The 23395-nt window shown below is 68.2% G+C and carries 20 protein-coding genes; 9 read left to right on the forward strand and 11 right to left on the reverse strand.

Annotated elements, in window-relative coordinates:
* Positions 1 to 129 precede the first annotated feature (129 nt).
* Positions 130 to 2943, forward strand: coding sequence for an aconitate hydratase AcnA (gene acnA, locus ACZ6IE_RS07120; protein ID WP_464607360.1), 2814 nt, complete (start codon positions 130 to 132; stop codon positions 2941 to 2943).
* 23 nt (positions 2944 to 2966) lie between these two features.
* Positions 2967 to 4970: a 1-deoxy-D-xylulose-5-phosphate synthase gene (gene dxs, locus ACZ6IE_RS07125; RefSeq protein ID WP_464607361.1), complete on the forward strand. Its 2004-nt coding sequence runs from the start codon at positions 2967 to 2969 to the stop codon at positions 4968 to 4970.
* A gap of 89 nt (positions 4971 to 5059) precedes the next feature.
* Here dxs and ACZ6IE_RS07130 read toward each other — a convergent pair whose 3' ends face one another.
* The 4 genes from ACZ6IE_RS07130 to ACZ6IE_RS07145 all read right to left on the reverse strand — a co-directional run bounded on the left by ACZ6IE_RS07130 (position 5060) and on the right by ACZ6IE_RS07145 (position 10269).
* Entirely contained in the window at positions 5060 to 7195 is a 2136-nt protein-coding gene (locus ACZ6IE_RS07130; protein ID WP_464607362.1) for a 3-hydroxyacyl-CoA dehydrogenase NAD-binding domain-containing protein, read from the reverse strand.
* Between the two features lie 2 nt (positions 7196 to 7197).
* Complete coding sequence (locus tag ACZ6IE_RS07135) at positions 7198 to 8403, reverse strand: thiolase family protein (RefSeq protein ID WP_079727517.1); 1206 nt, start codon at positions 8401 to 8403, stop codon at positions 7198 to 7200.
* Between the two features lie 74 nt (positions 8404 to 8477).
* Positions 8478 to 9674 (reverse strand): ribonuclease D, encoded by a 1197-nt coding sequence (locus tag ACZ6IE_RS07140; RefSeq protein WP_464607363.1) that lies wholly within the window; start codon positions 9672 to 9674, stop codon positions 8478 to 8480.
* Positions 9667 to 10269: a DUF3000 domain-containing protein gene (locus tag ACZ6IE_RS07145; protein WP_464607364.1), complete on the reverse strand. Its 603-nt coding sequence runs from the start codon at positions 10267 to 10269 to the stop codon at positions 9667 to 9669. The genes ACZ6IE_RS07140 and ACZ6IE_RS07145 overlap by 8 nt, the downstream gene beginning before the upstream one ends.
* 25 nt (positions 10270 to 10294) lie before the next feature.
* On the opposite strand from ACZ6IE_RS07145, the gene ACZ6IE_RS07150 reads away from it, so the two are divergent.
* Entirely contained in the window at positions 10295 to 11494 is a 1200-nt protein-coding gene (locus ACZ6IE_RS07150; protein WP_464607365.1) for an alpha/beta hydrolase family protein, read from the forward strand.
* A 135-nt stretch (positions 11495 to 11629) separates the two neighbouring features.
* On the opposite strand, the gene ACZ6IE_RS07155 is transcribed toward ACZ6IE_RS07150, so the two are convergent.
* The 3 genes from ACZ6IE_RS07155 to ACZ6IE_RS07165 are packed head-to-tail and all read right to left on the reverse strand — an operon-like array spanning position 11630 to position 13806.
* The gene (locus tag ACZ6IE_RS07155) at positions 11630 to 12460 is read right to left on the reverse strand and encodes a dihydrofolate reductase family protein (protein WP_464607366.1); all 831 of its coding nucleotides are present in this window, start codon (positions 12458 to 12460) and stop codon (positions 11630 to 11632) included.
* Positions 12457 to 12894, reverse strand: coding sequence for a SufE family protein (locus ACZ6IE_RS07160; RefSeq protein ID WP_464607367.1), 438 nt, complete (start codon positions 12892 to 12894; stop codon positions 12457 to 12459). Before ACZ6IE_RS07160 ends, ACZ6IE_RS07155 begins: the two co-directional genes overlap by 4 nt.
* A 9-nt stretch (positions 12895 to 12903) precedes the next feature.
* Positions 12904 to 13806: a sulfurtransferase gene (locus ACZ6IE_RS07165; RefSeq protein WP_464607368.1), complete on the reverse strand. Its 903-nt coding sequence runs from the start codon at positions 13804 to 13806 to the stop codon at positions 12904 to 12906.
* Between the two features lie 141 nt (positions 13807 to 13947).
* Between ACZ6IE_RS07165 and zapE the strand changes: the two genes are divergently transcribed.
* Both zapE and ACZ6IE_RS07175 read left to right on the forward strand, forming a co-directional pair.
* Entirely contained in the window at positions 13948 to 14994 is a 1047-nt protein-coding gene (gene zapE / locus ACZ6IE_RS07170) for a cell division protein ZapE (RefSeq protein ID WP_464607369.1), read from the forward strand.
* Between the two features lie 167 nt (positions 14995 to 15161).
* Entirely contained in the window at positions 15162 to 16394 is a 1233-nt protein-coding gene (locus ACZ6IE_RS07175) for an ammonium transporter (RefSeq protein ID WP_464607370.1), read from the forward strand.
* Positions 16395 to 16511: 117 nt separating this feature from the next.
* Here the strand turns inward: ACZ6IE_RS07175 and ACZ6IE_RS07180 are convergent, their stop codons facing one another.
* Positions 16512 to 17840, reverse strand: a complete 1329-nt coding sequence (locus ACZ6IE_RS07180) for a M18 family aminopeptidase (protein ID WP_464607371.1) — start codon at positions 17838 to 17840, stop codon at positions 16512 to 16514.
* Between the two features lie 96 nt (positions 17841 to 17936).
* Positions 17937 to 18458: a MarR family winged helix-turn-helix transcriptional regulator gene (locus ACZ6IE_RS07185; RefSeq protein WP_464607372.1), complete on the reverse strand. Its 522-nt coding sequence runs from the start codon at positions 18456 to 18458 to the stop codon at positions 17937 to 17939.
* 41 nt (positions 18459 to 18499) lie between these two features.
* Between ACZ6IE_RS07185 and ACZ6IE_RS07190 the strand changes: the two genes are divergently transcribed.
* The 4 genes from ACZ6IE_RS07190 to ACZ6IE_RS07205 all read left to right on the forward strand — a co-directional run bounded on the left by ACZ6IE_RS07190 (position 18500) and on the right by ACZ6IE_RS07205 (position 22042).
* Complete coding sequence (locus ACZ6IE_RS07190) at positions 18500 to 19642, forward strand: FUSC family protein (protein ID WP_464607373.1); 1143 nt, start codon at positions 18500 to 18502, stop codon at positions 19640 to 19642.
* Between the two features lie 12 nt (positions 19643 to 19654).
* A complete protein-coding gene (locus ACZ6IE_RS07195) occupies positions 19655 to 20485 on the forward strand; it encodes a DNA-3-methyladenine glycosylase (protein WP_464607374.1) in 831 nt (276 codons plus the stop codon).
* Positions 20486 to 20755: 270 nt separating this feature from the next.
* Positions 20756 to 21016 carry a hypothetical protein gene (locus tag ACZ6IE_RS07200; protein ID WP_464607375.1) on the forward strand — a complete coding sequence of 87 codons (261 nt, stop codon included), beginning with the start codon at positions 20756 to 20758 and terminating at the stop codon, positions 21014 to 21016.
* Between the two features lie 9 nt (positions 21017 to 21025).
* Entirely contained in the window at positions 21026 to 22042 is a 1017-nt protein-coding gene (locus ACZ6IE_RS07205) for a glutathione S-transferase family protein (protein WP_464607376.1), read from the forward strand.
* Here the strand turns inward: ACZ6IE_RS07205 and ACZ6IE_RS07210 are convergent.
* Positions 22039 to 22677, reverse strand: coding sequence for a CYTH domain-containing protein (locus ACZ6IE_RS07210; protein ID WP_464607377.1), 639 nt, complete (start codon positions 22675 to 22677; stop codon positions 22039 to 22041). The two genes, ACZ6IE_RS07205 and ACZ6IE_RS07210, sit on opposite strands and share 4 nt — an antisense overlap.
* Positions 22678 to 22812: 135 nt before the next feature.
* Positions 22813 to 23364, reverse strand: a complete 552-nt coding sequence (locus tag ACZ6IE_RS07215; RefSeq protein WP_079727532.1) for a type 1 glutamine amidotransferase domain-containing protein — start codon at positions 23362 to 23364, stop codon at positions 22813 to 22815.
* Positions 23365 to 23395 lie beyond the last annotated feature (31 nt).

Below are 23395 nucleotides of genomic sequence, written 5' to 3' on the forward strand. Positions count from 1 at the left end.
CGGCAACGTTCGATCGCCGTCTCTCGGAAGCACTTAGGCTCGCCTTGCTAGCCTTACCCCCCTTCTGAGGCCGAGAATCGACAAGCGGCAAGCGTGCGACTTGCCTCTGCCAACGAAGGAGAAGGCACAGTGTCAACCGTGAACAGCTTTGGGGCCAAACAACAGCTCACCGTCGGTGAAACCGACTACGAGATCTTCCGAATCGACAGTGTCGCCGGTTACGAGAAGCTCCCGTTCAGCCTGAAGGTCCTGCTCGAGAACCTGCTCCGCACCGAAGACGGCAAGAACGTCACGCGGTCGCAGATCGAGGCCATCTCCGAGTGGAACCCCGCATCCGAGCCCGACACCGAGATCCAGTTCAGCCCGGCCCGCGTGGTCATGCAGGACTTCACCGGTGTGCCCTGCATCGTCGACCTCGCCACCATGCGCGAGGCCGTCTCGGCTCTGGGCGGCGACCCCACCAAGATCAACCCGCTCGCCCCCGCCGAGCTCGTCATCGACCACTCGGTCATCGCCGACCTCTTCGGTCAGCCCAATGCCTTCGAGCGCAACGTCGAGATCGAGTACGAGCGCAACGGTGAGCGCTACCAGTTCCTTCGCTGGGGCCAGACCGCGTTCGACGACTTCAAGGTCGTCCCGCCCGGAACGGGCATCGTCCACCAGGTCAACATCGAATACCTGGCGCGCGTCACCATGACGCGTGAGGTCGGCGGCGCGCTGCAGGCCTACCCCGACACCTGTGTCGGCACCGACTCGCACACCACCATGGTCAACGGCCTGGGCGTGCTGGGCTGGGGCGTCGGCGGCATCGAGGCCGAGGCGGCCATGCTCGGCCAGCCCGTGTCCATGCTCATTCCGAAGGTCGTCGGTTTCAAGCTCTCGGGCACCATCCCCACCGGTGTCACGGCCACCGACGTCGTCCTCACGATCACCGAGATGCTGCGCAAGCACGGTGTCGTCGGCAAGTTCGTCGAGTTCTACGGCTCGGGTGTGGGTGCCGTGCCGCTCGCCAACCGCGCCACCATCGGCAACATGAGCCCCGAGTTCGGTTCCACCGCGGCCATGTTCCCCATCGACGACGTCACGCTCGACTACCTGCGCCTCACGGGTCGCAGCGACGAGCAGGTCGCGCTGGTCGAGGCCTACGCCAAGGAACAGACGCTGTGGCACGACCCGTCGGTCGAGCCCGTCTTCAGCGAATACCTCGAGCTCGACCTCGCGACGGTCGTCCCGTCGATCGCCGGCCCGAAGCGTCCGCAGGACCGCATCGAGCTGTCCGAGGCCAAGAGCCAGTTCGCGGTCGACCTCAACAACTACGCAACGGTGGAGCACGACATCGTCGACCTGACCGTCGCGCAGTCGTTCCCCGCCTCCGACCCCGGCGAATTGCAGCCGGGCGACGACGAGTCGCACCACCACCACGAGCACCAGAGCACGGCACCCCGGACGGTGACGAAGCCCACCGAGATCACGCTCGCCTCGGGCGACGACGTCACCATCGACCACGGTGCCGTGGCCATCGCGGCCATCACGTCGTGCACCAACACGTCCAACCCGTCGGTCATGCTCGCGGCCGGGCTGCTCGCCCGCAACGCCAGCAAGAAGGGCCTGAAGGCCAAGCCATGGGTCAAGACCACGCTGGCGCCCGGCTCGAAGGTCGTCACCGACTACTACGAGAAGGCCGGCCTCACGGGCTACCTCGAAGACCTCGGCTTCTACCTCGTCGGCTACGGCTGCACCACCTGCATCGGCAACTCGGGCCCGCTGCCCGAAGAGGTGTCAGAGGCCGTTCAGAAGAACGACCTGGCCGTCACGGCCGTGCTGAGCGGAAACCGCAACTTCGAGGGTCGCATCAACCCCGACGTGAAGATGAACTACCTGGCCAGCCCGCCGCTCGTCATCGCCTACGCCCTCGCCGGCACCATGAACTTCGACTTCGAGACCGACGCGCTCGGCCTCGACGAGAACGGCAACGACGTCTTCCTGAAGGACATCTGGCCCGACGCCGCCGAGGTTCAGTCGACCATTGACTCCTCCATCGACACCGAGATGTTCACCCACGAGTACGCGGGTGTCTTCGAGGGTGACGAGCGCTGGCGTTCGCTGCCGACGCCCACGGGCGCCACGTTCGAGTGGGATGAAACCTCCACCTACGTGCGGAAGCCCCCATACTTCGACGGCATGACGCTCGAGACCACCCCGGTCACCGACATCACGGGTGCGCGCGTTTTGGCCAAGCTGGGCGACTCGGTCACGACCGACCACATCAGCCCCGCCGGCCAGATCAAGGCCGACAGCCCCGCCGGCCACTACCTGGCTGCCAACGGCGTCGACCGTAAGGACTTCAACTCCTACGGCTCGCGTCGCGGAAACCACGAGGTCATGATTCGCGGAACCTTCGCGAACATCCGCCTGCGCAACCAGCTGCTCGACGGCGTCGAGGGTGGCTACACCCGTGACTTCACGCAGGAAGGCGCCCCGCAGTCGTTCATCTACGACGCGTCCGAGAACTACCAGGCCGCCGGCACCCCGCTCGTGATCTTCGCGGGCAAGGAGTACGGCTCGGGTTCCTCGCGTGACTGGGCGGCGAAGGGCACCTCGCTGCTCGGTGTGCGCGCCGTCATCGCCGAGAGCTTCGAGCGCATCCACCGCTCCAACCTCATCGGAATGGGCGTCGTGCCCCTGCAGTTCCCCGCGGGCGAGACGGCCGAGAGCCTGGGGCTCGACGGAACCGAGGTCGTTTCGATCACGGGCATCGAAGAGCTCAACGAGGGCCACACGCCGAAGACCGTCCACGTGGTCGCCACGCCGAGCAACGAATCGGATGCCGCGCGCACCCCGATCGAGTTCGACGCCGTCGTCCGCATCGACACGCCCGGTGAGGCAGATTACTACCGCAACGGTGGAATCCTGCAGTACGTGTTGCGCTCATTGGTCGCCTAGCTAGCAGAGCTAGACTCGCATCTATGAGCCTTCTCGAGAACATCCATGGTCCCCGTGATCTCGATGGCCTCTCGAGCGAGCAGCTGGTGCAGCTCGCCCAAGAGATCCGCGACTTCCTCGTCAGCGAGGTGTCGCGGACGGGCGGGCACTTGGGGCCGAACCTCGGTGTGATCGAACTCACGATCGCGATCCACCGAGTGTTCGAGTCCCCCCGCGACTCGATCGTGTTCGACACCGGTCACCAGAGCTACGTGCACAAGCTGCTCACCGGTCGGCAAGACTTCGCGGGCCTCCGCCAACGCGGGGGCCTCGCGGGGTATCCGCAGCGCTCCGAGTCGCCGCACGACATCGTCGAGTCCTCTCACGCGTCGTCATCGCTCAGCTGGGCCGACGGCATCTCGCGCGCCTACGACATGACGGGCCAGCACGACCGGGCCGTCGTCGCGGTCGTGGGCGACGGGGCCCTCACGGGCGGCATGACCTGGGAAGCCCTGAACAACATCAGCGACGACAACACGCGTCGCCTCGTCATCGTCGTCAACGACAACGGCCGCTCCTACGCGCCCACCATCGGCGGCATGGCCAAGTTCCTCAGCAACGTGCGCACGCGTCCCATGTACACGACGCTGCAGAAGTCGAGCGAGAAGGCATTCTCGCGGCTCGGCTCGCCGGCACGCGCCTTCTATCGCGGTGTGCGCGGTGGCCTGCACGGGTTCCTCAGCCGCTTCACCGACAACGAGGCGCTCTACTCCAACCTCGACATCAAGTACATCGGTCCGGTCGACGGGCACGACGTCGACGCCATGCAGGAGGCGCTCACGCAGGCGCGCGAACACAACGCGCCCGTCATCGTGCACGCCATCACGCAGAAGGGTAAGGGCTACGGCCCCGCCGTCGACGACGTCGCCGACCAGTTCCACGCCGTCGGCAAGATCGACCCGATCACGGGTGAGCCCGTCACCGCATCCGAGGGCGACTCGTGGACGGGCATCTTCAGCGACGCCCTCGTGCACGAGGCCGAGCGCAACGACAAGATCGTGGGCATCACGGCCGCCATGCTGCGCCCGACGGGTTTGCACCGCATGGCCGAGCGGTTCCCGAAGCGCGTGCACGACGTAGGCATCGCCGAACAGCACGCCGCGACATCCGCCGCCGGTCTGGCCTTCGGGGGATTGCACCCCGTCGTCGCGCTCTACGCCACGTTCGTCAACCGCGCCTTCGACCAGATCCTGATGGATGTCGCGCTGCACAAAGCCGGCGTCACATTCGTGCTCGATCGCGCCGGGGTCACCGGCCCCGACGGCCCGAGCCACCACGGCATCTGGGACCTCGCCATCCTGCAGGTCGTGCCCCACATCCGAATCGCCGCACCCCGCGATGCCGAGCGTCTCCGCGAAGAACTCGCCGAGGCCGTGCGCGTCGAGGACGCGCCCACCGTGCTGCGGTTCCCGAAGGGCTCGGTCAACCCCGAATTGCCCGCCATCCGACGTTTCGACGACGGCGTGGAGGTGCTCGTCGAGAGCGAGCGCAACGACGTGTTGATCATCACGGTCGGCCCGATGGCCGCCATGGGTGTGGACGTGGCCGAGCGGCTGCAGGCGCAGGGCATCGGCGCGACGGTCATCGACCCGCGCTGGGTCGTTCCTGTGGCGCAGAGCGTGATCGACTTGGCGCGCGAACACCGACTGGTCATCACGATCGAGGACGGCATCCGAGTCGGCGGCGTGGGTACGCGTATTCGGCAGGACCTGCGTGCGGCCGGAGTCGACACGGCCGTGGACGAGCTGGGTGTGCCCGATGAGTTCATCGACCACGCCTCGCGCGACCAGATCCTCACGGACGCCGGGCTGACGGCCCAGCAGATCGCGCGTGATGTGGTCGACCAGGTGCTCGGCAGCCGCATCCCCGTGGCGCGGCCCCTTGCGAATGAGGGAGACGAGCCTTCGCTGGGCGGCGAATCCGACGAGGAGCAACACGCCGTTCCCGGCCGCACGACGAAGGCCGACGGAGACGCCGAACAGCTGTAAGACCGCACGCAGAACGCGCAGAACGCGCAGAACACTGAAGGCCCCCTCTCGTGAGACAGGGGGCCTTCAGCGTGTGGCCGCGCCGAGCGCTACTCGACGCCGACGATGGGCGGGTGGTGGAACGTATCGTCGAAGACCCGCTCCGAGGCACCCACGCGGTCGAGGTACGGCGTCGCGCCGCCCATGTGGAACGGCCAGCCGGCGCCGAGGATAAGGCACAGGTCGATGTCTTCGGGAGCGTGCACGACGCCATCCTCGAGCATGCGGTGAATCTCGTCGGCCAGGCCGTCCTCGACCCGGCGACGGATCTCCTCACCCGTCTGAGGTGTCGTGCCGCCCGAGACGATCTTCACGGCCTTCTTGTCGAAGCCCGTGATCTTGCCCTTGCCGTCGCGCTCGAAGATCTTGCCGTGTTCGGCGAGGCGGTGCAGATTGGGGCTGTCGAAGAAGCGCTCGGGGAACGCGGCGTGGTGGGTGTCGAGCACGTGTGCGCCCACCGTGAGTCCGACGAGTTCGAGCAGCTCGAACGGCGACATCGGCAGGCCGAAGTCGTCGAGCGCGTGGTTGACCACGTCGAAGGGAGTGCCCGTGTCGACGGCGTGCATGGCCTCGCCGAGCAGCTTGGCGAGGATGCGGTTGACGACGAAACCCGGGGTGTCGCGTGTGATGACCGCGTTCTTCTTCAGGTTGGCGGCCGTCACCATGGCGGTCGCCAATGCCTCGTCGGTGGTGTGCGGCGTGCGCACGACCTCGATGAGGGGCATGACGGCGACCGGGTTGAAGAAGTGGAAGCCGACGACCCGTTCGGGATGCTTGAGCTTCGAGCCGATCTGCTCCACCGACAGCGATGAGGTGTTGGTCGCGAGAATCGCGGTGTCGGAGATGTACTGCTCGACGTCGGCGAAGACATCTTGCTTGACACCCAGCTCTTCGAAGACGGCCTCGATGACCCAGTCGCAGTCGGCGAAATCGGCCTTCGACGTGGTGCCCGTCACGAGCGCCTTCAATCGGTTGGCCTCGTCGTTGCCGATGCGTCCCTTGGTGAGCAGCCCATCGATCTCGTCGCGGATGTAGGCGATGCCCTTGTCGACACGGGCCTGGTCGAGGTCGGTGATGACGACGGGCACCTGCAGGCGCCGCACGAACAGCAGCGCGAACTGGCTGGCCATGAGACCCGCTCCGATCACGCCGACCTTCGTCACACGCTGGGCGAGCTTCTTGTCGGGCGCGCCGGCCGGATGCTTGGCCCGCTTCTGCACGAGGTTGAACGCGTAGATGCTCGCCTGGAACTGGTCGCCCGAGATGAGTTCGGAGAGCGCCTCGTCTTCGCGCGCGAACCCGTCGGCCTTCGACCCGCTCTTGGCGGCCTTCAGCAGATCGAGCGCGGCATAGGGCGACTTCGGCACGGTGCCGATCTTCGACTCGAGCATCTTGCGGGCGATGCCGATGGCGGCATCCCACTTGACGAGTCGCTCGACCTTGCCGGGTTCGTTCTTGCGGACGACCTTGATGCGGCCGGACAGCACGCCATCCGCCCACGCGAGCGAGGATTCGAGGTAGCTGGCCGACGGGAAGATGGCGTCCGCGATGCCGAGGTCGAAGACCTGCTGGGCCTTCAGCATCCGGTTGGTCTTGAGCGGGTTCTCGACGACCACCTTGAGGGCGTTCTCGATGCCGATGAGGTTGGGCAACAGGTAGGCGCCGCCCCAGCCCGGGATGATTCCGAGGAACACTTCGGGCAGTGCGACGGCCGGGGTCGCGGCGTCGATGGTGCGGTAGGTGGCGTTCAAGCCGATCTCGAGCCCGCCGCCGAGCGCGAGCCCGTTGATGAACACGAACGTGGGAACGCCCAGATCGCCCAGTTTGCCGAGCACGTGGTGCCCGAGTTGCGCGAGCTGCTTCGCGACCTTCTTCGAGGGGATCTCACTCACCTTCGACAGGTCGGCACCGGCGGCCAGGATGAACGGCTTGCCTGTGATGGCCAACCCGTCGATCTCGCCGGCGGCGGCGCGGGCACGTTGGGCGTCGACAACGCCGTCGAGCTCGAGCAGCGTTGCCGGGCCGAGCGTGTTGGGCCGCGTGTGATCGCGCCCGTTGTCGAGCGTGACGAGTGCGAGCGTCTTGCCCGAGGCGAGGGGGATGTCGCGCACGAAGGCGTGCGTCACGACCTCGTCGGCGCTGAGCGCGAGCAGTTCGGAGAAGTCGATCGTCGTGTAGTCGGTCATGGCTATTTGCGTCCCTTCTTGCCCGTGAAGTGCGGGTTCTCCCAGATCACGGAGCCGCCCTGGCCGAGGCCCACGCACATGGCGGTGAGGCCGTAGCGCACCTCGGGGTGCTCCTCGAACTGGGCCGCGAGCTGAATCATGAGGCGTACACCGGATGCGGCGAGCGGGTGGCCCACGGCGATCGCACCGCCCCAGGGGTTGACCCGCGGGTCGTCGTCGTCGATGCCGAAGTGGTCGAGCAGCGACAGCACCTGCACGGCGAACGCTTCGTTGAGCTCGAACAGGCCGATGTCGTCGATCGTCAGGCCGGCCTTGCGCAGCGCCTTCTCGGTGGAGGGCACGGGTCCGATGCCCATGATCTCGGGTTCGACGCCCGCGAAGGCGAAGCTGACCATGCGCATCTTGGGTCGCAGACCGAATTCCTTGACGGCGTCGGAGCCCGCGAGCAGGCTCACGGTGGCGCCGTCGGTCAGGGGAGACGCGTTACCGGCCGTGACGCGCCCGTGCGGGCGGAAGGGCGTGCGCAGCGTGGCGAGCCCCTCCATGGTCGTCTCGGGCCGCATGCCCTCGTCCTGCGTGGCGAGGCCCCAGCCTTGTTCGGAGCGCAGGGCGACGGGAACGAGGTCGGGCTGGATCTTGCCGGCCGCATAGGCCGCGGCGATCTTCTGCTGGCTCAGCATGCCGAACCGGTCGGAGCGCTCCTTGGTGAGGTGCGGGAACCTGTCGTGGATGCGCTCGGCGGTCTTGCCCATGTCGAGCGCATCGCCCGAGACGAGCTTCTCGGCGAGGAACCGGGGGTTGGGGTCGGCATTGAACCCCATGGGGTGCCGGCCCATGTGCTCGACACCACCGGCGATGGCGACGTCATAGGCGCCGAAAGCGATACCGCTGCCGAGCGTGGTGACGCTCGTCATGGCGCCCGCGCACATGCGGTCGATGGCGAAACCGGGAACTGAACGGGGGAGTCCGGCGAGCAGCGCGGCCGTGCGTCCGAGCGTGAGGCCCTGGTCGCCGACCTGGGTCGTGGCCGCGATGGCCACATCGTCGACCCGGTCCTTCGGCACGTCGGGGTTTCGCTCGAGCAAACCGATCATGGCTTTCACCACCAGATCGTCCGCCCGGGTGTTCCAGTACATGCCTTTTTCTCCGGCGCGCCCAAACGGGGTACGAACACCATCGACGAAATAGACGTCAGTTCTCTCGGCCACTCTGCCTCCCACTTTCGGATGTTGCTCAGAAGCCTAGGAGGAGCGCATTCCCGCCGGGAATCCTTTGACCCTTCCTACGACTCCGGGCTCTCCTCGACCGGTGGCGTGTTGTGGGCTTCCACAAAGGCTGCGGCGATTGGCTCGGAGGTTACCTCTAGTTGCCACGGCCGGGCGCCGAGCGCCTCGAGAGCCGAGCGGATGTTCGCGGCATCCGGTTCGGCGGGCGGTTCCCACGCCACGCGGCGCAGCGTCTCGGGGGTCAGAAGGTTCTCGACCGGCATCCCGAGTTCATCGGCGACCGTCGTCAGCGCGGCGCGGGCTGCCTTCAGGCGCAGATCGGCCTCGGGGTTGCGCTCCGACCAGCTCCGGGGCGGCGGCAGCGTGTCGGTCTGCGGCCGCAGCACGGGCAGATCGGTCGTGATGCGCCCCTCCTCGATGGCGGCCCACCACCGGTCGATCTCGGTGCGACTGGCGCGGCCGCTGAAGGCGCGCAGGCTGGCGAGCTGGCTGGATGTCTTGGGCTCGGCTTTCACGGCCGCGACGAGCGATGCGTCGGGCACGAGTCGGCCGGGCGCGGTGTCGAGTTCGCGGGCGAGGGCATCACGCGCCTCCCACAGCGAACGCGCGACGGCGAGGTTGCGGGCGCCACGCACCGAGTGGAGGCCGGACAAGCGGCGCCACGGCTCGTGACGCGGGGGCCGCTCGGGTTTCTGCACCTCGGCGTCGAACTCCTGCTCGGCGATCTGCTTCTTGCCGCTCTCGACGAGCATCTCGTCCATCTTGTCGCGCACGTCCACCAGAAGTTCGACGTCGAGCGCCGCGTACTCGAGCCATGATTCGGGCAGCGGGCGGGTCGACCAGTCGGCCGCCGAGTGCTCTTTGGCGAGGTGGATGCCGAGCAACTCCTCGACCACGGCGCCGAGGCCGACGCGCGCGAGGCCCAGCAGCCGCCCGCCCAGCTCGGTGTCGAAGATGTGCGTGGGGGAGAGACCCACTTCACGCAGGCAGGCCAGGTCCTGGCTCGCGGCGTGCAGCACCCACTCCTCGTCGCGGATGACGGCCTGCAGTTCGTCGAACGAGCCGATCGCCGGCGGGTCGAACAGGAAGATGCCGGCGCCGCGGCGGAACACCTGAATCAGGTAGGCGCGCTGCGAATAGCGATAACCCGAGGCGCGCTCGGCGTCGACCGCGACGGGCCCGTGCCCAGCGGCGATGGCGTCGACGGCCTCGAGATACTCTTCGCGGGTGTCGATGACGTGACGATCAGCCACGGAGATTCCTTTTCGTCGAGAGCATTGTGACGCCTTCGGTGGTCGGAGGAAGGCCGGCGAGCATGCACAGCAGCTCACCCCAGCCCTCGACATGTGCCGAGACGTCCTGCTCGAGGGGTGTCCAGGATGCGCGCAATTCGATCTGCGCGCCATCGCCCTGTTCGGCGAGCTCGCCGAAACCGGAGGACAGGATCTTGGTGGCCGTGCCCGAGGCGGCCGTGTACTTCGCGTCCCGCGCATCGAGGGCGTCGACGAGCCAGGACCACGAGACCTCGGCGAGGAACGGGTCGAGGCCGATCTCGGTCTCGAGGGGGGCCTGCGCGAAGCACACGATGCGGAATGTGCCGCCCCAGGCATCCACACCGTCGGGGTCGTGCAGAAGGATGAAGCGGCCAGTGCCGAGCGGCGAGTCCTCGCCGTGCCGGGCGGGCGCGGGCGTGACATCGGCGGCAAGGGCGACGGCGTAGGGCGCCAGCTTGCCGGGGGCGGGGATTTCGGTCACGGTGAGCTCTGGACGGTTGTCCGCGCGACGCACGGCGTCGAGCGCAACCTGGAACTCCACCGGGTACTCGCCCGGGATCGGTGTATCAGCCACCCTCGCAGACTAGAGTTACTTTCCAATGAAAGCCCAGAGCCACGCCGTCCCAAGCCGCAAGCCGTCGCCGAGCATTGTGGGCATCACTGCCGCAGCCGTCGGCGGTGTCGCCGCACTCGCATCGATCGCCTCCGTCGTCGCCGTGGGCGCCGTCGCCCGCATGGTGGTGACTCCCGCCAAGCAGAGGCAGCGCGACACCGAGGTGCTCTCGCTCAATCGACGCCGAAAGACGATCACGCTGCGCGCGACGCCCGACACGGTCCTGCCCGGTCGCTACGGAATGTGGTTCGGCCAGCCCGAGCGCTACCTCAAGCTCGGCCCCGTGCTCTGGCGCGACCGCACATCGGTGACACGTCGCCTCGAGAGCGACGAGATCGGCCTGCCGCTGCATGGCCGCGCCACCTTCAGCGGCTGGTACTACCAGCACCCGCGCGAGCTGGGCCTCGAGTCCGAGAGCGTGCGCATCGAGACGCCTATCGGGGCAGCCCCGGCGTGGCTCGTGCCCGCCGAGAACCCCCGCGACACGTGGGTCATCCTCGTTCACGGCCGTGGTGTCGGGCGGGGCGAACCGGTGCGTGCTGTGCCCGTGCTGCGCGACGCCGGGTTCACCACTCTGAACGTTTCTTACCGCAACGACGGTGACGCCCCGCGGAGCGCCGACGGCCGCTATGGCCTCGGCGCCACCGAATGGGAAGACGTCGATGCGGCCATCGATTACGCGTTGGCTGCTGGTGCGCGCGACGTGATCCTCATGGGATGGTCGATGGGCGGCGCCATCAGCCTGCAGGTCGCCCTGCAGGGGCGCAATCGGGGGGCCGTGCGCGGAATCATCCTCGAATCACCCGTTACCGACTGGAATCGGGTGCTGGTGTTCCAAGCCGAGGCCGAGAGCATTCCACCCATCGTGCGGCACGGCGCCCTCGCGGCGCTCGGAAACCCGTGGGGCCGTCGCCTCACGGGCCTCGACGCGCCGCTCGATCTGCCGTCGCTCGATATCGTCGCGCGCAGTAGCGAGTTGTCTGTGCCGATCCTCATCTTGCACAGCGATGACGACGGGTTCGTGCCATCGAGCGGTTCGCACGCCCTGGCCGACGCGCGCCCCGATCTCGTGACGCTCGACATCTTCCAGGTGGCTCGCCACACGAAGCTGTGGAACTACGACCCCGACCGCTGGAACCGCTCGATCGCGGGCTGGCTCGACAAGAACTTCCCGCGCGGCGCCTGAGCAGTCGGTCACGACAGGACCGGTGCACGCCGGCCGGTGAGCCGGTCAGCCGGTTAGCCGGTTAGCGGGTCAGCCGGTCAGCGCGTCAGCTGTCTGCCCGCAACTGCCGCCAGGTGGCGTGCCGATCGGCGAGCCCTAAGCCGCGGTGCGGTCCTGCGTGTCGGGTCGCAGGCGGTGATAGGTGTTGCCGTCGTCGTCGACGAGCAACCCGTCGAGCGTGAACCAGCGCTGGAACTCGTCGTCGCCACCGATGAGGGGGCGAGCCGGCAGCACGAAGGTGGGCGCAACACTGAGGTACACGGCATCCACCTGGCCGGCGCGGATGAATTGACCAGCCAGATTCGGCCCGCCCTCACACACCACGCTCGGATAGCCGTTGGCCGCCAGCGTGTCGACGATCTCGGCCGGCCCCGGGTCGGTGCCCGGCATGGCGAGACGTCGGCACGGCAGGTCGCCGAGGTTGGCGAGCACCTGCTCCTCGTTGCCCGCGGGGTAGAGCACGACGAGCCGCTCGGCGTCGTAGTCATCGCCCAGCTTGTGGCCCGAGAGGGAACCCGAGCGCGTCACGACGGCCAGCACGGCGGTCTTCGGCATGACGTAGCCTTCGGCGCGCACACTCTCGGCGCCGACGAGGACGGCGTCGGCGTGATCGCGGATGACGCCGAGGATCATGCGGTCGGTGCGGTTCGACAGCGTTTCGCTCGTGCCATCCGGGCCCGTCGCCGAGCCGTTGATGCTCGAGATCATGTTGAGCGCGAGCCATTGCTCGGCCTGCGGGCGGTATCGCTCTGAGACCCACTTTTTCGAGTCGGCGGTGCGGCCGGTGCAGCGGGATGCCGTGGCGGGCACGATCTCGGTCAACCCGGTGCCGCGCGCGATGACGGGGGCGTCGGCATCCGTCTCGGAGGGACCAGAGGCCTCGGGGGCGCCTGGCGCGCCGGACGCAGCCGACCCCGCGGTGGTCATCGGCCGACCCGGGCCCGCAGCTGTCGCTTGGCGCGTTGCAGCATGCCGCTCATGCCGTTCAGGCGCAGCGGCGACACTGCCTGAGACAGCCCCAGCATCTGCGGGTAGTCGTCGGGCAGGGCCAGCGCCTCGTCGACCGTGAGGCCGTTGAGCGTCTGCGCGAGGATGGACGCGAACCCGCGGGTGGTCGGGGCCTCGGGCGGCGCCTGCGCGAACATCGTCACGAGACCCTCGTCGACCTCCACCACGATGAACACGGGCGCCTGGCATTCGGCCACGCGCTCGAGCAGCTCGGGATGGTCGGCGAGACGCTCGGGCAGAGCCGGCAGCTCGTTCGAGAACTCGAGCAGCAGTTCGAGACGCGACGACAGGTCGAGGTCGAGGAATTCGTCGCGGATCTCGGCCGCCTGGCCGGTGAGGGTGTTGTCACTCATGCGTCAACGCTAGCGCGTCTGCGGGGCCTCGCCCGGCTCGGTGCCCGTGACGATGGGGACGCGCACGGCGCTGCCCCATTCGGTCCACGAACCGTCGTAGTTCTTGACGTCGTCGAAGCCCAGCAGGTGCTGCAGCACGAACCAGGTGTGGCTCGAACGTTCGCCGATGCGGCAGTAGGCGATGACGGGTTCGCCGTCGGTGAGGCCGGCGCCGTCGCGGTAGATGGCCGACAGCTCGTCGACGTTCTTGAACCGGCCGTCCTCGGCGACGGCCTTGCCCCACGGCACGCTGCGGGCGGTGGGGATGTGGCCGGCGCGCAGGGCGCCCTCTTCGGGGTAGGCGGGAGCCGTTGTGCGTTCGCCGCTGTACTCTTCGGGGCTACGCACGTCGATGAGCGGGCTGCCGAGGTGGGCCAGCACGTCGTCCTTGTAGGCACGCAGGGCCGAGTCGTCGCGCGTGACGACGGGGTAGTCGGTGGTGGGGCGGGCGGGGCGCTCGGTGGTCAGGGCACGGCCCTCGGCGATCCACGTGTCGCGGCCGCCATTCATCAGTCGCACGTCTTCGTGGCCGAACAGGCTGAAGACCCAGAGGGCGTAGGCGGCCCACCAGTTGTTCTTGTCGCCGTAGATGACGACGGTGTCGTCGCGCGAGATGCCCTTCTTCGAGAGCAGGGCGGCGAAGCCGGCGCCGTCGATGTAGTCGCGCTGCACGGGGTCGTTGAGCTCGGTGTGCCAGTCGACCTTCACGGCGCCCGGGATGTGCCCGGTCTCGTAGAGCAACACGTCTTCGTCGGATTCGACGATGACGAGGCCCTCACGGCCGAGGTTCTCCGCCACCCAGGCGGTGCTGACGAGGCGTTCGGGGTGCGCGTACGCCTCGAACTCGGGGTTCTGCTCACGTTCGACGGTCATTGTTCCTCCTGGTGAGGTTAAGCTGGAGCACGGCCAGCTTCATTCCCGGCTGCCCGTCCTGATTTCTTCCCCGTGTGAATCTACGCATCCCTCAGCCGGATGTCATATTCGCGCCCCCCGAATGAACAAAGGTGTCAGCGTATGTCGCCCTCCGAGACCACCGGCGTCGTCAGCCTGGCCGCCCGCAGCCCCGAGATCTCGGGCGCGCAGATCGTGGCGAGCCTCGTGCCGCCGCGTCAGTTCGAGACGGCGAGCTTCGAGAGTTACCGGCCGGATGCCGACTTCCCCTCCCAGGCCGAAGCTGTCACGATCCTCACCGAATTCGCCGACTCGTGGGGCGTGCAGAAGTCCGGAGGTTTCTTCGGGCGCAAGAAGAACAAGGCGCCCGCCGTGAAGCCCGGCGTCTACCTCGACGGCGGTTTCGGTGTGGGCAAGACGCACCTCCTCGCGGCCCTCTGGCACGCCGCCCCCGGGCCGCGCAAATACTTCGGCACGTTCATCGAGTACACGGCTCTCGTGGGCGCGCTCGGCTACGCCGCCACCGTGGAGGAGCTGCGTGGGTCGACGCTCATCTGCATCGACGAGTTCGAGCTCGACGACCCGGGCGACACCATGGTCATGACGCGTTTGCTCGGCGAACTGGTGGCCACGGGGACGCGTATCGCCGCGACATCCAACACGCCGCCCAATGCGCTCGGCGAAGGGCGCTTCGCGGCGGCCGACTTCCTGCGCGAGATCCAGGCGATGTCCGACAACTTCCGCACGCTGCGCATCGACGGCAACGACTACCGCCGCCGGTCGATCGAGGGGCACGCGGCGGTGCGCGACGAAGCCGCCTACACCGAGGCGCTCGAAGATGTCACGACCCGGCGCGCGGGGGACGACGCATCCGACGACACGTTCGACGACCTGATCCAGCACCTGTCGACCGTGCACCCCTCGCGGTACATCGGTCTGCTCGACGGCCTGTCACTGATCGGCCTGAGGGATGTCCACGTGCTCGACTCGCAGACCGAGGCGTTGCGGCTCGTGGCCTTCATCGACCGCGTGTACGACGCCCAGATCCCCATCGTGCAGACGGGCACGCCGCTCGACGAGGTCTTCGGCGGGGACATGCTCTCGGGCGGGTACCGCAAGAAATACCTGCGCTCCATGTCGCGCATGATCGCCCTCACGACGGGGGAGTAGCAGCACCGCCGAAACACGCTCGCAACACTCGCGAGCATCCGTAACACACCCGAAATGCGGTGTGAACACCCGTGGAATCTCGCCCGCCGAGACTGTCATCGTGCCAGCCGGACGCCCAGCGTCCGGTGGCAAACCCGATGCATACTCGAGCAGGTTAAGGACACGATATGGACACCGGCACCATTGCCTGGGCGATCACGGCGACAGCACTCGTGCTGTTCATGACGCCCGGCGTCGCTTTCTTCTACGGCGGACTCGTCAAGGCCAAGAGCGTCGTGAGCATGATGATGATGAGCTTCGGGGCCCTCGGCCTCATCAGCGTGCTCTGGATTCTCTACGGCTTCAACATGAGCGCCGTCTCGGGCGCCTTCGACTTCGCGGGCAACCCGTTCTCCGACTTCGGCCTCACGGCGCTGTCGCAGGGTGAGACCGCCAACACCGACCTGCTGGGTGCCACCTACGGTGCCACGTTCGCCATCATCACGGTGGCCCTCATCTCGGGCGCCATCGCCGATCGCGCGAAGTTCGGCGCCTGGATGATCTTCGCGGGCATCTGGGCCACCGTCGCGTACTTCCCGATCGCCGCGTGGGTGTGGGGCGGCGGCTGGATCATGAACCTCGGCACGACGCTCTTCGGCGAAGAGGCGGGCCTCGCGGTCATCGACTACGCCGGCGGAACGGCCGTGCACATCAACGCGGGTGCTGCGGCCCTCGCGCTGGCCCTGGTGCTCGGCAAGCGCGTCGGGTTCCAGAAGGGCATGTCGAAGCCGCACAACGTTCCGCTGACACTCCTCGGCGCGTCCATCCTGTGGTTCGGCTGGTTCGGCTTCAATGCCGGTGCCGAGTGGCTCAACAACATGGAGAAGGTCGGCCTCATCGTCATCAATACGCTGGGTGCGACGGCCGCGGCGATCATCGGTTGGCTCATCATCGAGAAGCTGAAGGACGGCAAAGCCACCTCCGTGGGCGCGGCCTCCGGTGCCGTGGCCGGTCTCGTGGCGATCACGCCCGCGTGTGCCAACCTGACCCCGGGCTGGGCCTTGCTGCTCGGCGTCATCACGGGTGCCGTGTGCGCTCTCGCGATCGAACTGAAGTTCAAGTGGGGCTTCGACGACGCGCTCGACGTGGTCGGCATCCACCTCATCGGCGGCCTCATCGGCACCGTTTACCTCGGCTTCTTCGCCACCTCGACGGGGCTGTTCGTCGGCGGCGGATGGGAGCAGCTGGTGCTGCAGGTCGTGGCGGCTCTGGCGGTGCTGATCTACTCCTTCGTCGTGGCGCTGGTGATCGGGTTCGCGATCCAGAAGACCATCGGGTTCCGCGTGAAGAACGAGGACGAGATCGCGGGTGTCGACACCTCGGTGCACGGCGAAGAGGGTTACGCGCTCGACGTCGTCTGATCCGACGGGTCGAACGACACAGGACAGCACGAAGGGGATGTCGCATCACGCGGCATCCCCTTCGTCGTGCGTTCTGGCCTTCCGACCGCGGCGGTTCGTTCCTCCACGGCCGGCTCGCTACTTCTCGTCGGCGGGAGCGAAGAACGCCCCGATCGCCGAGCTCAGCGCGGGTGCGTCGTCGACGTGGCACAGTTCGCGCGCCGAGTGCATCGACAGGAGACCGATGCCGACATCCACCGTGCGGATGCCGAGGCGTGTCGCCGTGAGCGGCCCGATGGTCGAACCGCACGGGATGACGTTGTTCGAGACGAACTCCTGGTAGGGCACGCCCGCCTGGGCCGCCGCGTGGGCGAACATCGCTGCCCCGTGCCCGTCGGTGGCGTAGCGCTGGTTCGCGTTGATCTTCAGCAGCGGACCCGACCCGGCGATCGGCCGGTTGGCCGGGTCGTGGCGCTCGGGGTAGTTGGGGTGCACGACATGCCCAGCGTCGGCCGAGAGGCACCACGAGGCGGCGTAGGCGCGCAGGCGATCGCTGGGTGTCTGGCCGAGCCCGGCACCGATGCGCGTGAGCACGTCGTCAAGGAAGGGTCCGCTCGCGCCCGAACGTGTCTCCGAGCCGAGCTCCTCGTGGTCGAAGGCCGCGAGCACGCTGATGGTCTTGGTGTCGGCGGGAACCTCCATGAGCGCCCGCAGGCCCGCGAAGACCGAGCTCAGGTTGTCCATGCGGCCGGCCGCGAAGAGCGTCTTGTCGAGGCCGAAGCGCGCCGGCGCCTGCGTGTCGGCGGTCAGGATGTCGTAGCCCTTCACCTCGGACGCGTCCAGTCCGGCGAGCCCCGCCAGGTGCGCGAGGAGATCTGAGTGTCCGACATCCCCCACGCCGTAGACGGGCTGGGTGTGGCGCTGCTTGTCGAGCGTGAGGCCGTCGTTGACGCCCCGGTCGAGGTGGATGGCGAGCTGCGGGATGCGCAGGAACGGGCCCGTGCGCACGAGGTGTTCGACGCCGTGTCGGTCGACCAGGCGTCCGGCGAGCTCGATTTCGCGGTCGAGCCACGAGTTGAGCAGGGGGCCGCCGTAGACCTCGACGCCGGCCTGCAGCCACCCGTTCGAGCCGATGCTGGGGTGTGGCTTGAGCTTGAAACCGGGGGAGTCGGTGTGGGCGCCGAGGATGCGGAACGGCGTGGTGGCGTGGGCATCGTGCGGCTGCACCCACGCGATGATCGCTCCGTCGCGCACGACGTAGTGGCGGCGCGCCTCGGTGCGGGGCGAGGCCGAGCCGGCGTCCGCGCCCGCCGAACCGCCCGGTGCGTCGAGCCAGTCGGTGCGCTCGTCCAGGCGGGTGAAACCGGCTTCGTCGAGCCAGCGCGCGGCTTCGGCGGCGGCGTGATACGAGCTGGGCGAGGCTTGGAGGTAGCTGGCGAAGTCGTCGATGTAGCGGTTAACGTCCATCCCGCTATTCAATCACCGACCCGCGAGTGGGCAGCTGTCTGGCGCGGCGCGCGCGAGTCAGGCGGCGTGCCGCCCGGTCGTCGTGCGGCACTGTTCTCAAGCGTTCAGTCGTCGTTCCGCTTCGACCAGCAACTGACGCAGTGCGTCTTCCGTGGCGTCGCGATCGCCGCCTCCGAGCACGTCGGCGATCTCGGCCTCGAGGGCCAGCTGGGCGGGCAGGGCATCGTCGATGAGATCGCGGCCCGCGGGAGTGAGGTCGACGAGCACGACGCGTTTGTCGTGACTGGCCCGCTGCCGCTCGGCGAGGCCGGATGCTTCGAGCCGCAGCATCCGCTTGGTGACGGCCGCGTTGGACACCGTGAGCAGATGGGCGAGCCGGGTTGCGGCGACGGGAGAGCCCGACCGGCGCAGAACCGTGAGCACGTCGAATTCGCCGCGGCCGATGCCGAAGGGTTCGAGCAGGGCGTCGCTCAGCAGCGTGACGGCCCGCGACAGGCGGTGGATGCGGCCGAGCACGGCGATCGCGGTCGTGTCGAGTTCGGGCCGCACGGTCGCCCAGGCGGCGCGCGTCTCGTCGACGGAGTCTCGGATCTCGGGGGGATGAGGGGTGCCGGGCATGCTGCTCCTTCGCGAAATGCTTTACTGGTAAAATATACAGTATGAGTTCTGCTGCGCCCACCCGTTCCTGGTGGAAGACCGTCTTCGTGTTCGGCCCCCACGCGGGCTCTCACCGGGTTGCCGTGCGGGCCGGGATATCCGTCGTCGTACCGCTCGTCACGGTGTGGGCGCTCGGTCACGTCGAGTGGTCCTTGTATGCCGCGTTCGGGTCGTTTGCGGCCCTGTACGGCCGCAACGTGGGCTATCGGCACCGGTTCCGCATGCAGCTGTCGGCCGCGATCGTGCTGGTCGGTGCGGTCGTTCTCGGCGTCATCATCGCCGGGATGCCCGCGCACGAATGGTGGATCGTCGGCATCGGCGCGGTGTGGGCCACGCTCGTGGCCGTGCTCTCCGACGTCTTCCGCTGGAACCCGCCCGGCCCGCTCTTCGGGGTCTTTGCGCTGTGCGCGGTCGCGTCGGTGCCGCCCGGCCCGAACTCACTCCTCATCGCCTTCGTCGTGTCGTCGGGTGCGGCGGTCGTGTCGCTCATCGTGGGCGCCGCCGGCGCCGTGATCGTGAGGCGCGCTCGCGCGGAGCGCCGTGGCGCGGTTTCCGCTGCCGGTGCCGCTGCCTCTGCCGGTGCCTCGGTGCCTGCCACGGGCCGCCTCACCCGACTCCTCCCCGGCGGCACCCAACGCCTCGCCCACGCCGCCCGCTTCGGCGTCGCAGCGGCTCTCGCCGGCGGCCTCTCCACGGCTCTCGGCATCGGACACCCCTACTGGGCCATGATCGCCGCCGTCGTGCCCCTCGTCGCCGTTCGCCTCTCGCATTCGGCCCTGCGCGCCACCCACCGCATCGCCGGAACCTTCCTCGGCCTCATCCTCGCGGCCGTCCTTCTCTCCGCCCAGCCTTCGGGTCTCGCGGCCATCGCGCTCGTCGTGGCCCTGCAGATCGCGGCCGAACTCTTCGTCACGCGCAACTACGGCTTCGCGCTGCTGTTCGTCACACCGCTCGCCCTCGTCATGATCGACCTCGCGCATCCCACCGACACGGCGACCCTCATCGTCGACCGTCTCGTCGAAACGGCTCTCGGAACCGTCGTCGCCCTCGTCGTGGCCGCCGCGACCTGGGCGCTCTGGGGCCGCCGCGACAGCGCATCGGCATCCCACCCCCTCGGCCCATTGCCCGCCACCCCGGCCGCTTGAGAAGATGAGCGGATGCGCGCATCCCGAACCTTCTTCGCCCGCGACGCGCTCGAGGTGGCCCCCGAACTTCTCGGAGCCCATCTCACGATCTCGTCTCCCGAGGGCGACATCACGGTGCGCATCACCGAGACCGAGGCCTACCACGGCCTCGGCACGGGGCAGGTGCACGACGCCGGTTCCCATGCCCGCATGGGCAGGACGGCCCGCAACGCCACCATGTTCGGCGAGCCCGGCCATCTCTACGTGTACTTCTCGTACGGCATGCACAACGCCGTCAACGTGGTCTGTTCGCCCGAAGGAACTGCGTCGGGGGTCCTGCTGCGCGCCGGTGAGATCGTTGCGGGGGAGGAGCTGGCCCGCAGTCGCCGCCCGGCCGCCAGAACGTCTCGCGACCTCGCCCGGGGTCCCGGCCGACTCGCCCAAGCGCTCGGCCTCGTCTACACCGAGCATGACGGCATGGATGCGCTGAGCGACGCCGTGCCCCCGTCATCCGGGTCTGGAGAGCCCCCTGCGTCAGAACATGCCGGCGACGAGCGCCTTGCGGCCGACGGTTCTGATGACATGCGACTCGCGGCCGAGAATTCTGGCGACGAGCGCCTCGCGGCCGACGGTTCTGACGACATGCGACTCGTGGCGAAGCGCCCGCTCGACAAACGCACGTGGGCCCGCCTCGAACTGCCCGACGTGCCTCCCACTCACATCTCCCGCGGTCCGCGCACGGGCGTGAGCGGCGAGGCCGGCTCGGATGCTTTCCCGTGGCGCTTCTGGATCACCGACGACCCGACCGTCTCGCCGTATCGGCCCGCCGCGCCCCGCAAGCCCCGTCGCGCGGCCACCGCCTGAGCGAGCGCGCAACAGCCTGGATCCGCACGCGCGCCGCCTGGAGCCGTCGCCGGTCCGTGGCGTCGCCTGAGCGAGCGCGCAGCGGCCTGGATCCGCACGCTCGCTGTCTGGAGCCGACGCCGGCCCGTGGCCTCGCCTGACCGCCTCCTCGTCGGCTGCCTGACGCCGCAGCATCCGTGCCGTGTGGCATGCCGCGGGCCATCTCGCAACCCCGTGTTCCGGCCGCGGAGGCTCACCTAGTCTGCTGAACACACCGACAAAAGGAGCGACATGCCTGACGCAAACATCGGAGAAAACGACGGCGACTACACCGTCGAGAAGGCCGAAGAACAGGGGACCGGCGGCTACGGCGGACCGTTTCCGACCGACCCGGCCGAGGAGTCGACCGAGGGTGGCGGCTCGAAGGCCGATGGCACCGAAGCCGGCGAAACCGCCGACGGCCCCGCCTACACCTACGACGCCGACAGCGACACGGTCGAGTCGGAAGAAGACGATGCCTCGGGCGCGGCCGCCGCGGACGGCGACGCGTAGGCTCGACCCATGGCAGAGAGCACGCAGGGCCGCTACGTCGAGCCCGGTCAAGAGTTCAACCGAGACACCAACTACATCGAGGACCGCATCACGCGTGACGGCCGAGACGGCTGGCCGGTCGAGGCGGGACGATACCGGCTGGTAGCGGCCCGTGCGTGCCCCTGGGCCAACCGCTCCATCATCGTGCGCCGCCTGCTCGGCCTCGAAGATGCCATCAGCATCGGGCTGCCCGGCCCCACGCACGACGCGGACAGCTGGACGTTCGACCTCGACGAGGGCGGCGTTGATCCGGTGCTCGGCATCGAGCGACTGCAGCAGGCCTTCTTCGCGCGGTTCCCCGACTATCCGCGCGGCATCACCGTGCCCGCCATCGTCGACGTTCCGAGCGGCAAGGTCGTGACCAACAACTACCCCCAGATCACGCTCGACTTCTCGACCGAGTGGACCGAGTTCCACCGCGACGGCGCGCCCGATCTCTACCCCGAGCACCTCCGCGCCGAAATCGACGATGTCGCCGAGAAGATCTTCCACGACGTCAACAACGGCGTCTACAAGGCCGGTTTCGCCGGTTCGCAGCGCGCCTACGAGCGCGCTTACGACACTCTGTTCGCGCGCCTCGACTGGCTCGAGGAACGCCTCGCGACCCAGCGCTACCTGGTGGGCGACACCATCACCGAAGCGGATGTCCGCCTCTTCACGACGCTCGCGCGCTTCGATGCCGTCTACCACGGCCACTTCAAGTGCAACCGGAACAAGCTGACCGAGATGCCCGTGCTGTGGGCCTACGCCCGTGACCTGTTCCAGACCCCCGGCTTCGGCGACACGATCGACTTCGACCAGATCAAGAAGCACTACTACATCGTGCACAGCGACATCAACCCGACAGGCATCGTGCCGAAGGGCCCCTCAGAGACCGGATGGCTGACCCCGCACGGCCGCGAGGCCCTCGGCGGTCGCCCGTTCGGCGACGGCACGCCCCCGCAACCGCCCCGCGCGGGCGAAGAGGTCCCGCCGCTGCGCGACTAGTCCTCGAAGTTCGCGTCGGCACCCAGGGCGCGAGCGATCTTGGCGACCGTAGACGAGGGTCGGGCACCGGCGGCGACGAGGACCCGCTCGATGTCATCCAACAGTGCCGTGCGCTCGTCGCGCGTGGCGGGTGCCCCCGGCAGGAGTTCCGCCTCCCACTCGCGCCAGGCACGCTTCGTGCCCACCCGCAGGTCCGTCGTCGAGACCTCGTCGTCGGCGATCTCGGCGACATCGTTCCCCGCGGCATCCTGCAGGTGAACGAGCGTGCGAACCGTGTGGATGCGCGCCAGCGGTGTCACCGCCCGACCCTCCAATACGGCTGCCAGACGTTCGAGCACGCCATCGGGCACCGAGTCCTCGGATCCGTCCTCCAACGGCCAGTGCACCTCGGTGCGCCCCTCGTCGGCGGGCAGCTTCACGTGCCACCCCTCGTCCGCGCCACCGGATCGCCGCCGGATGATGATGTGGTTCGCCGCAAGAACCTGGTCCTCGGTGTCGAAGTAGAGCGCGTCCAGCGGCACACCCTCGTGCCGCGTCACGCTCGCCACGCCCTCGACCTCGGTCAGGTCGGGCACATCGCTCTCCGCGGCCACGTCATACTTGCGTTCGATCTCGACTTGCTCGGCACCTGACATGACACCCTGTCTACCCGGATGCCGATGCCGCCGCCAGCACCCACGCCGACACGCTCCGTCGCGACGATCACCGGGCAGCAAAAAGGGGATGAGCGTCGCAACGCCATCCCCTTATCGCTCACCGCTCGGCGGCTCCTAGACCGTCTGGCCTGAGTGCTCGCCCTCGGCAATCTCCTCGACGAGCTTGGCGTTGAACGCCGGCAGGTCGTCCGGAGTACGGCTCGAGACGAGGCCGCTGTCGACCACGACCTCTTCGTCGACCCAGTCGGCGCCGGCGTTCTTGAGGTCGGTCTGCAGGCTGGCGAAGCTCGTCATCTGGCGTCCGCGAACCACATCGGCCTCGATCAGCAACCACGGGCCGTGGCAGATCACGCCGACAGGCTTGTGCTGCTCGAAGAACGAGCGCGCGAACGATACGGCGCCCTGCTCCATGCGGATATTGTCGGCGTTGACGACCCCGCCCGGCAACACGAGCGCATCGAACGCGTCCGCCGAAGCATCCGCAACGGTCTGGTCCACGCCCTGCGTGTGGCCGTTCTTCCCGGTCACCTCACCCGAAGACGGTGCGACCAGGGTGGGGATGCCGCCAGCCTCCGTCACCGCCTGCCACGGGCTCGTCAGCTCGGCGTCCTCGAAACCGTCGGTCAACAGAAAAGCGACCTTCTTACCCGAAATGTTCTCAGTCATCGTGGAATCCTCCCTTTCGACGTCGTCCGGC

This window comes from Okibacterium sp. AC114 (assembly GCF_979253355.1).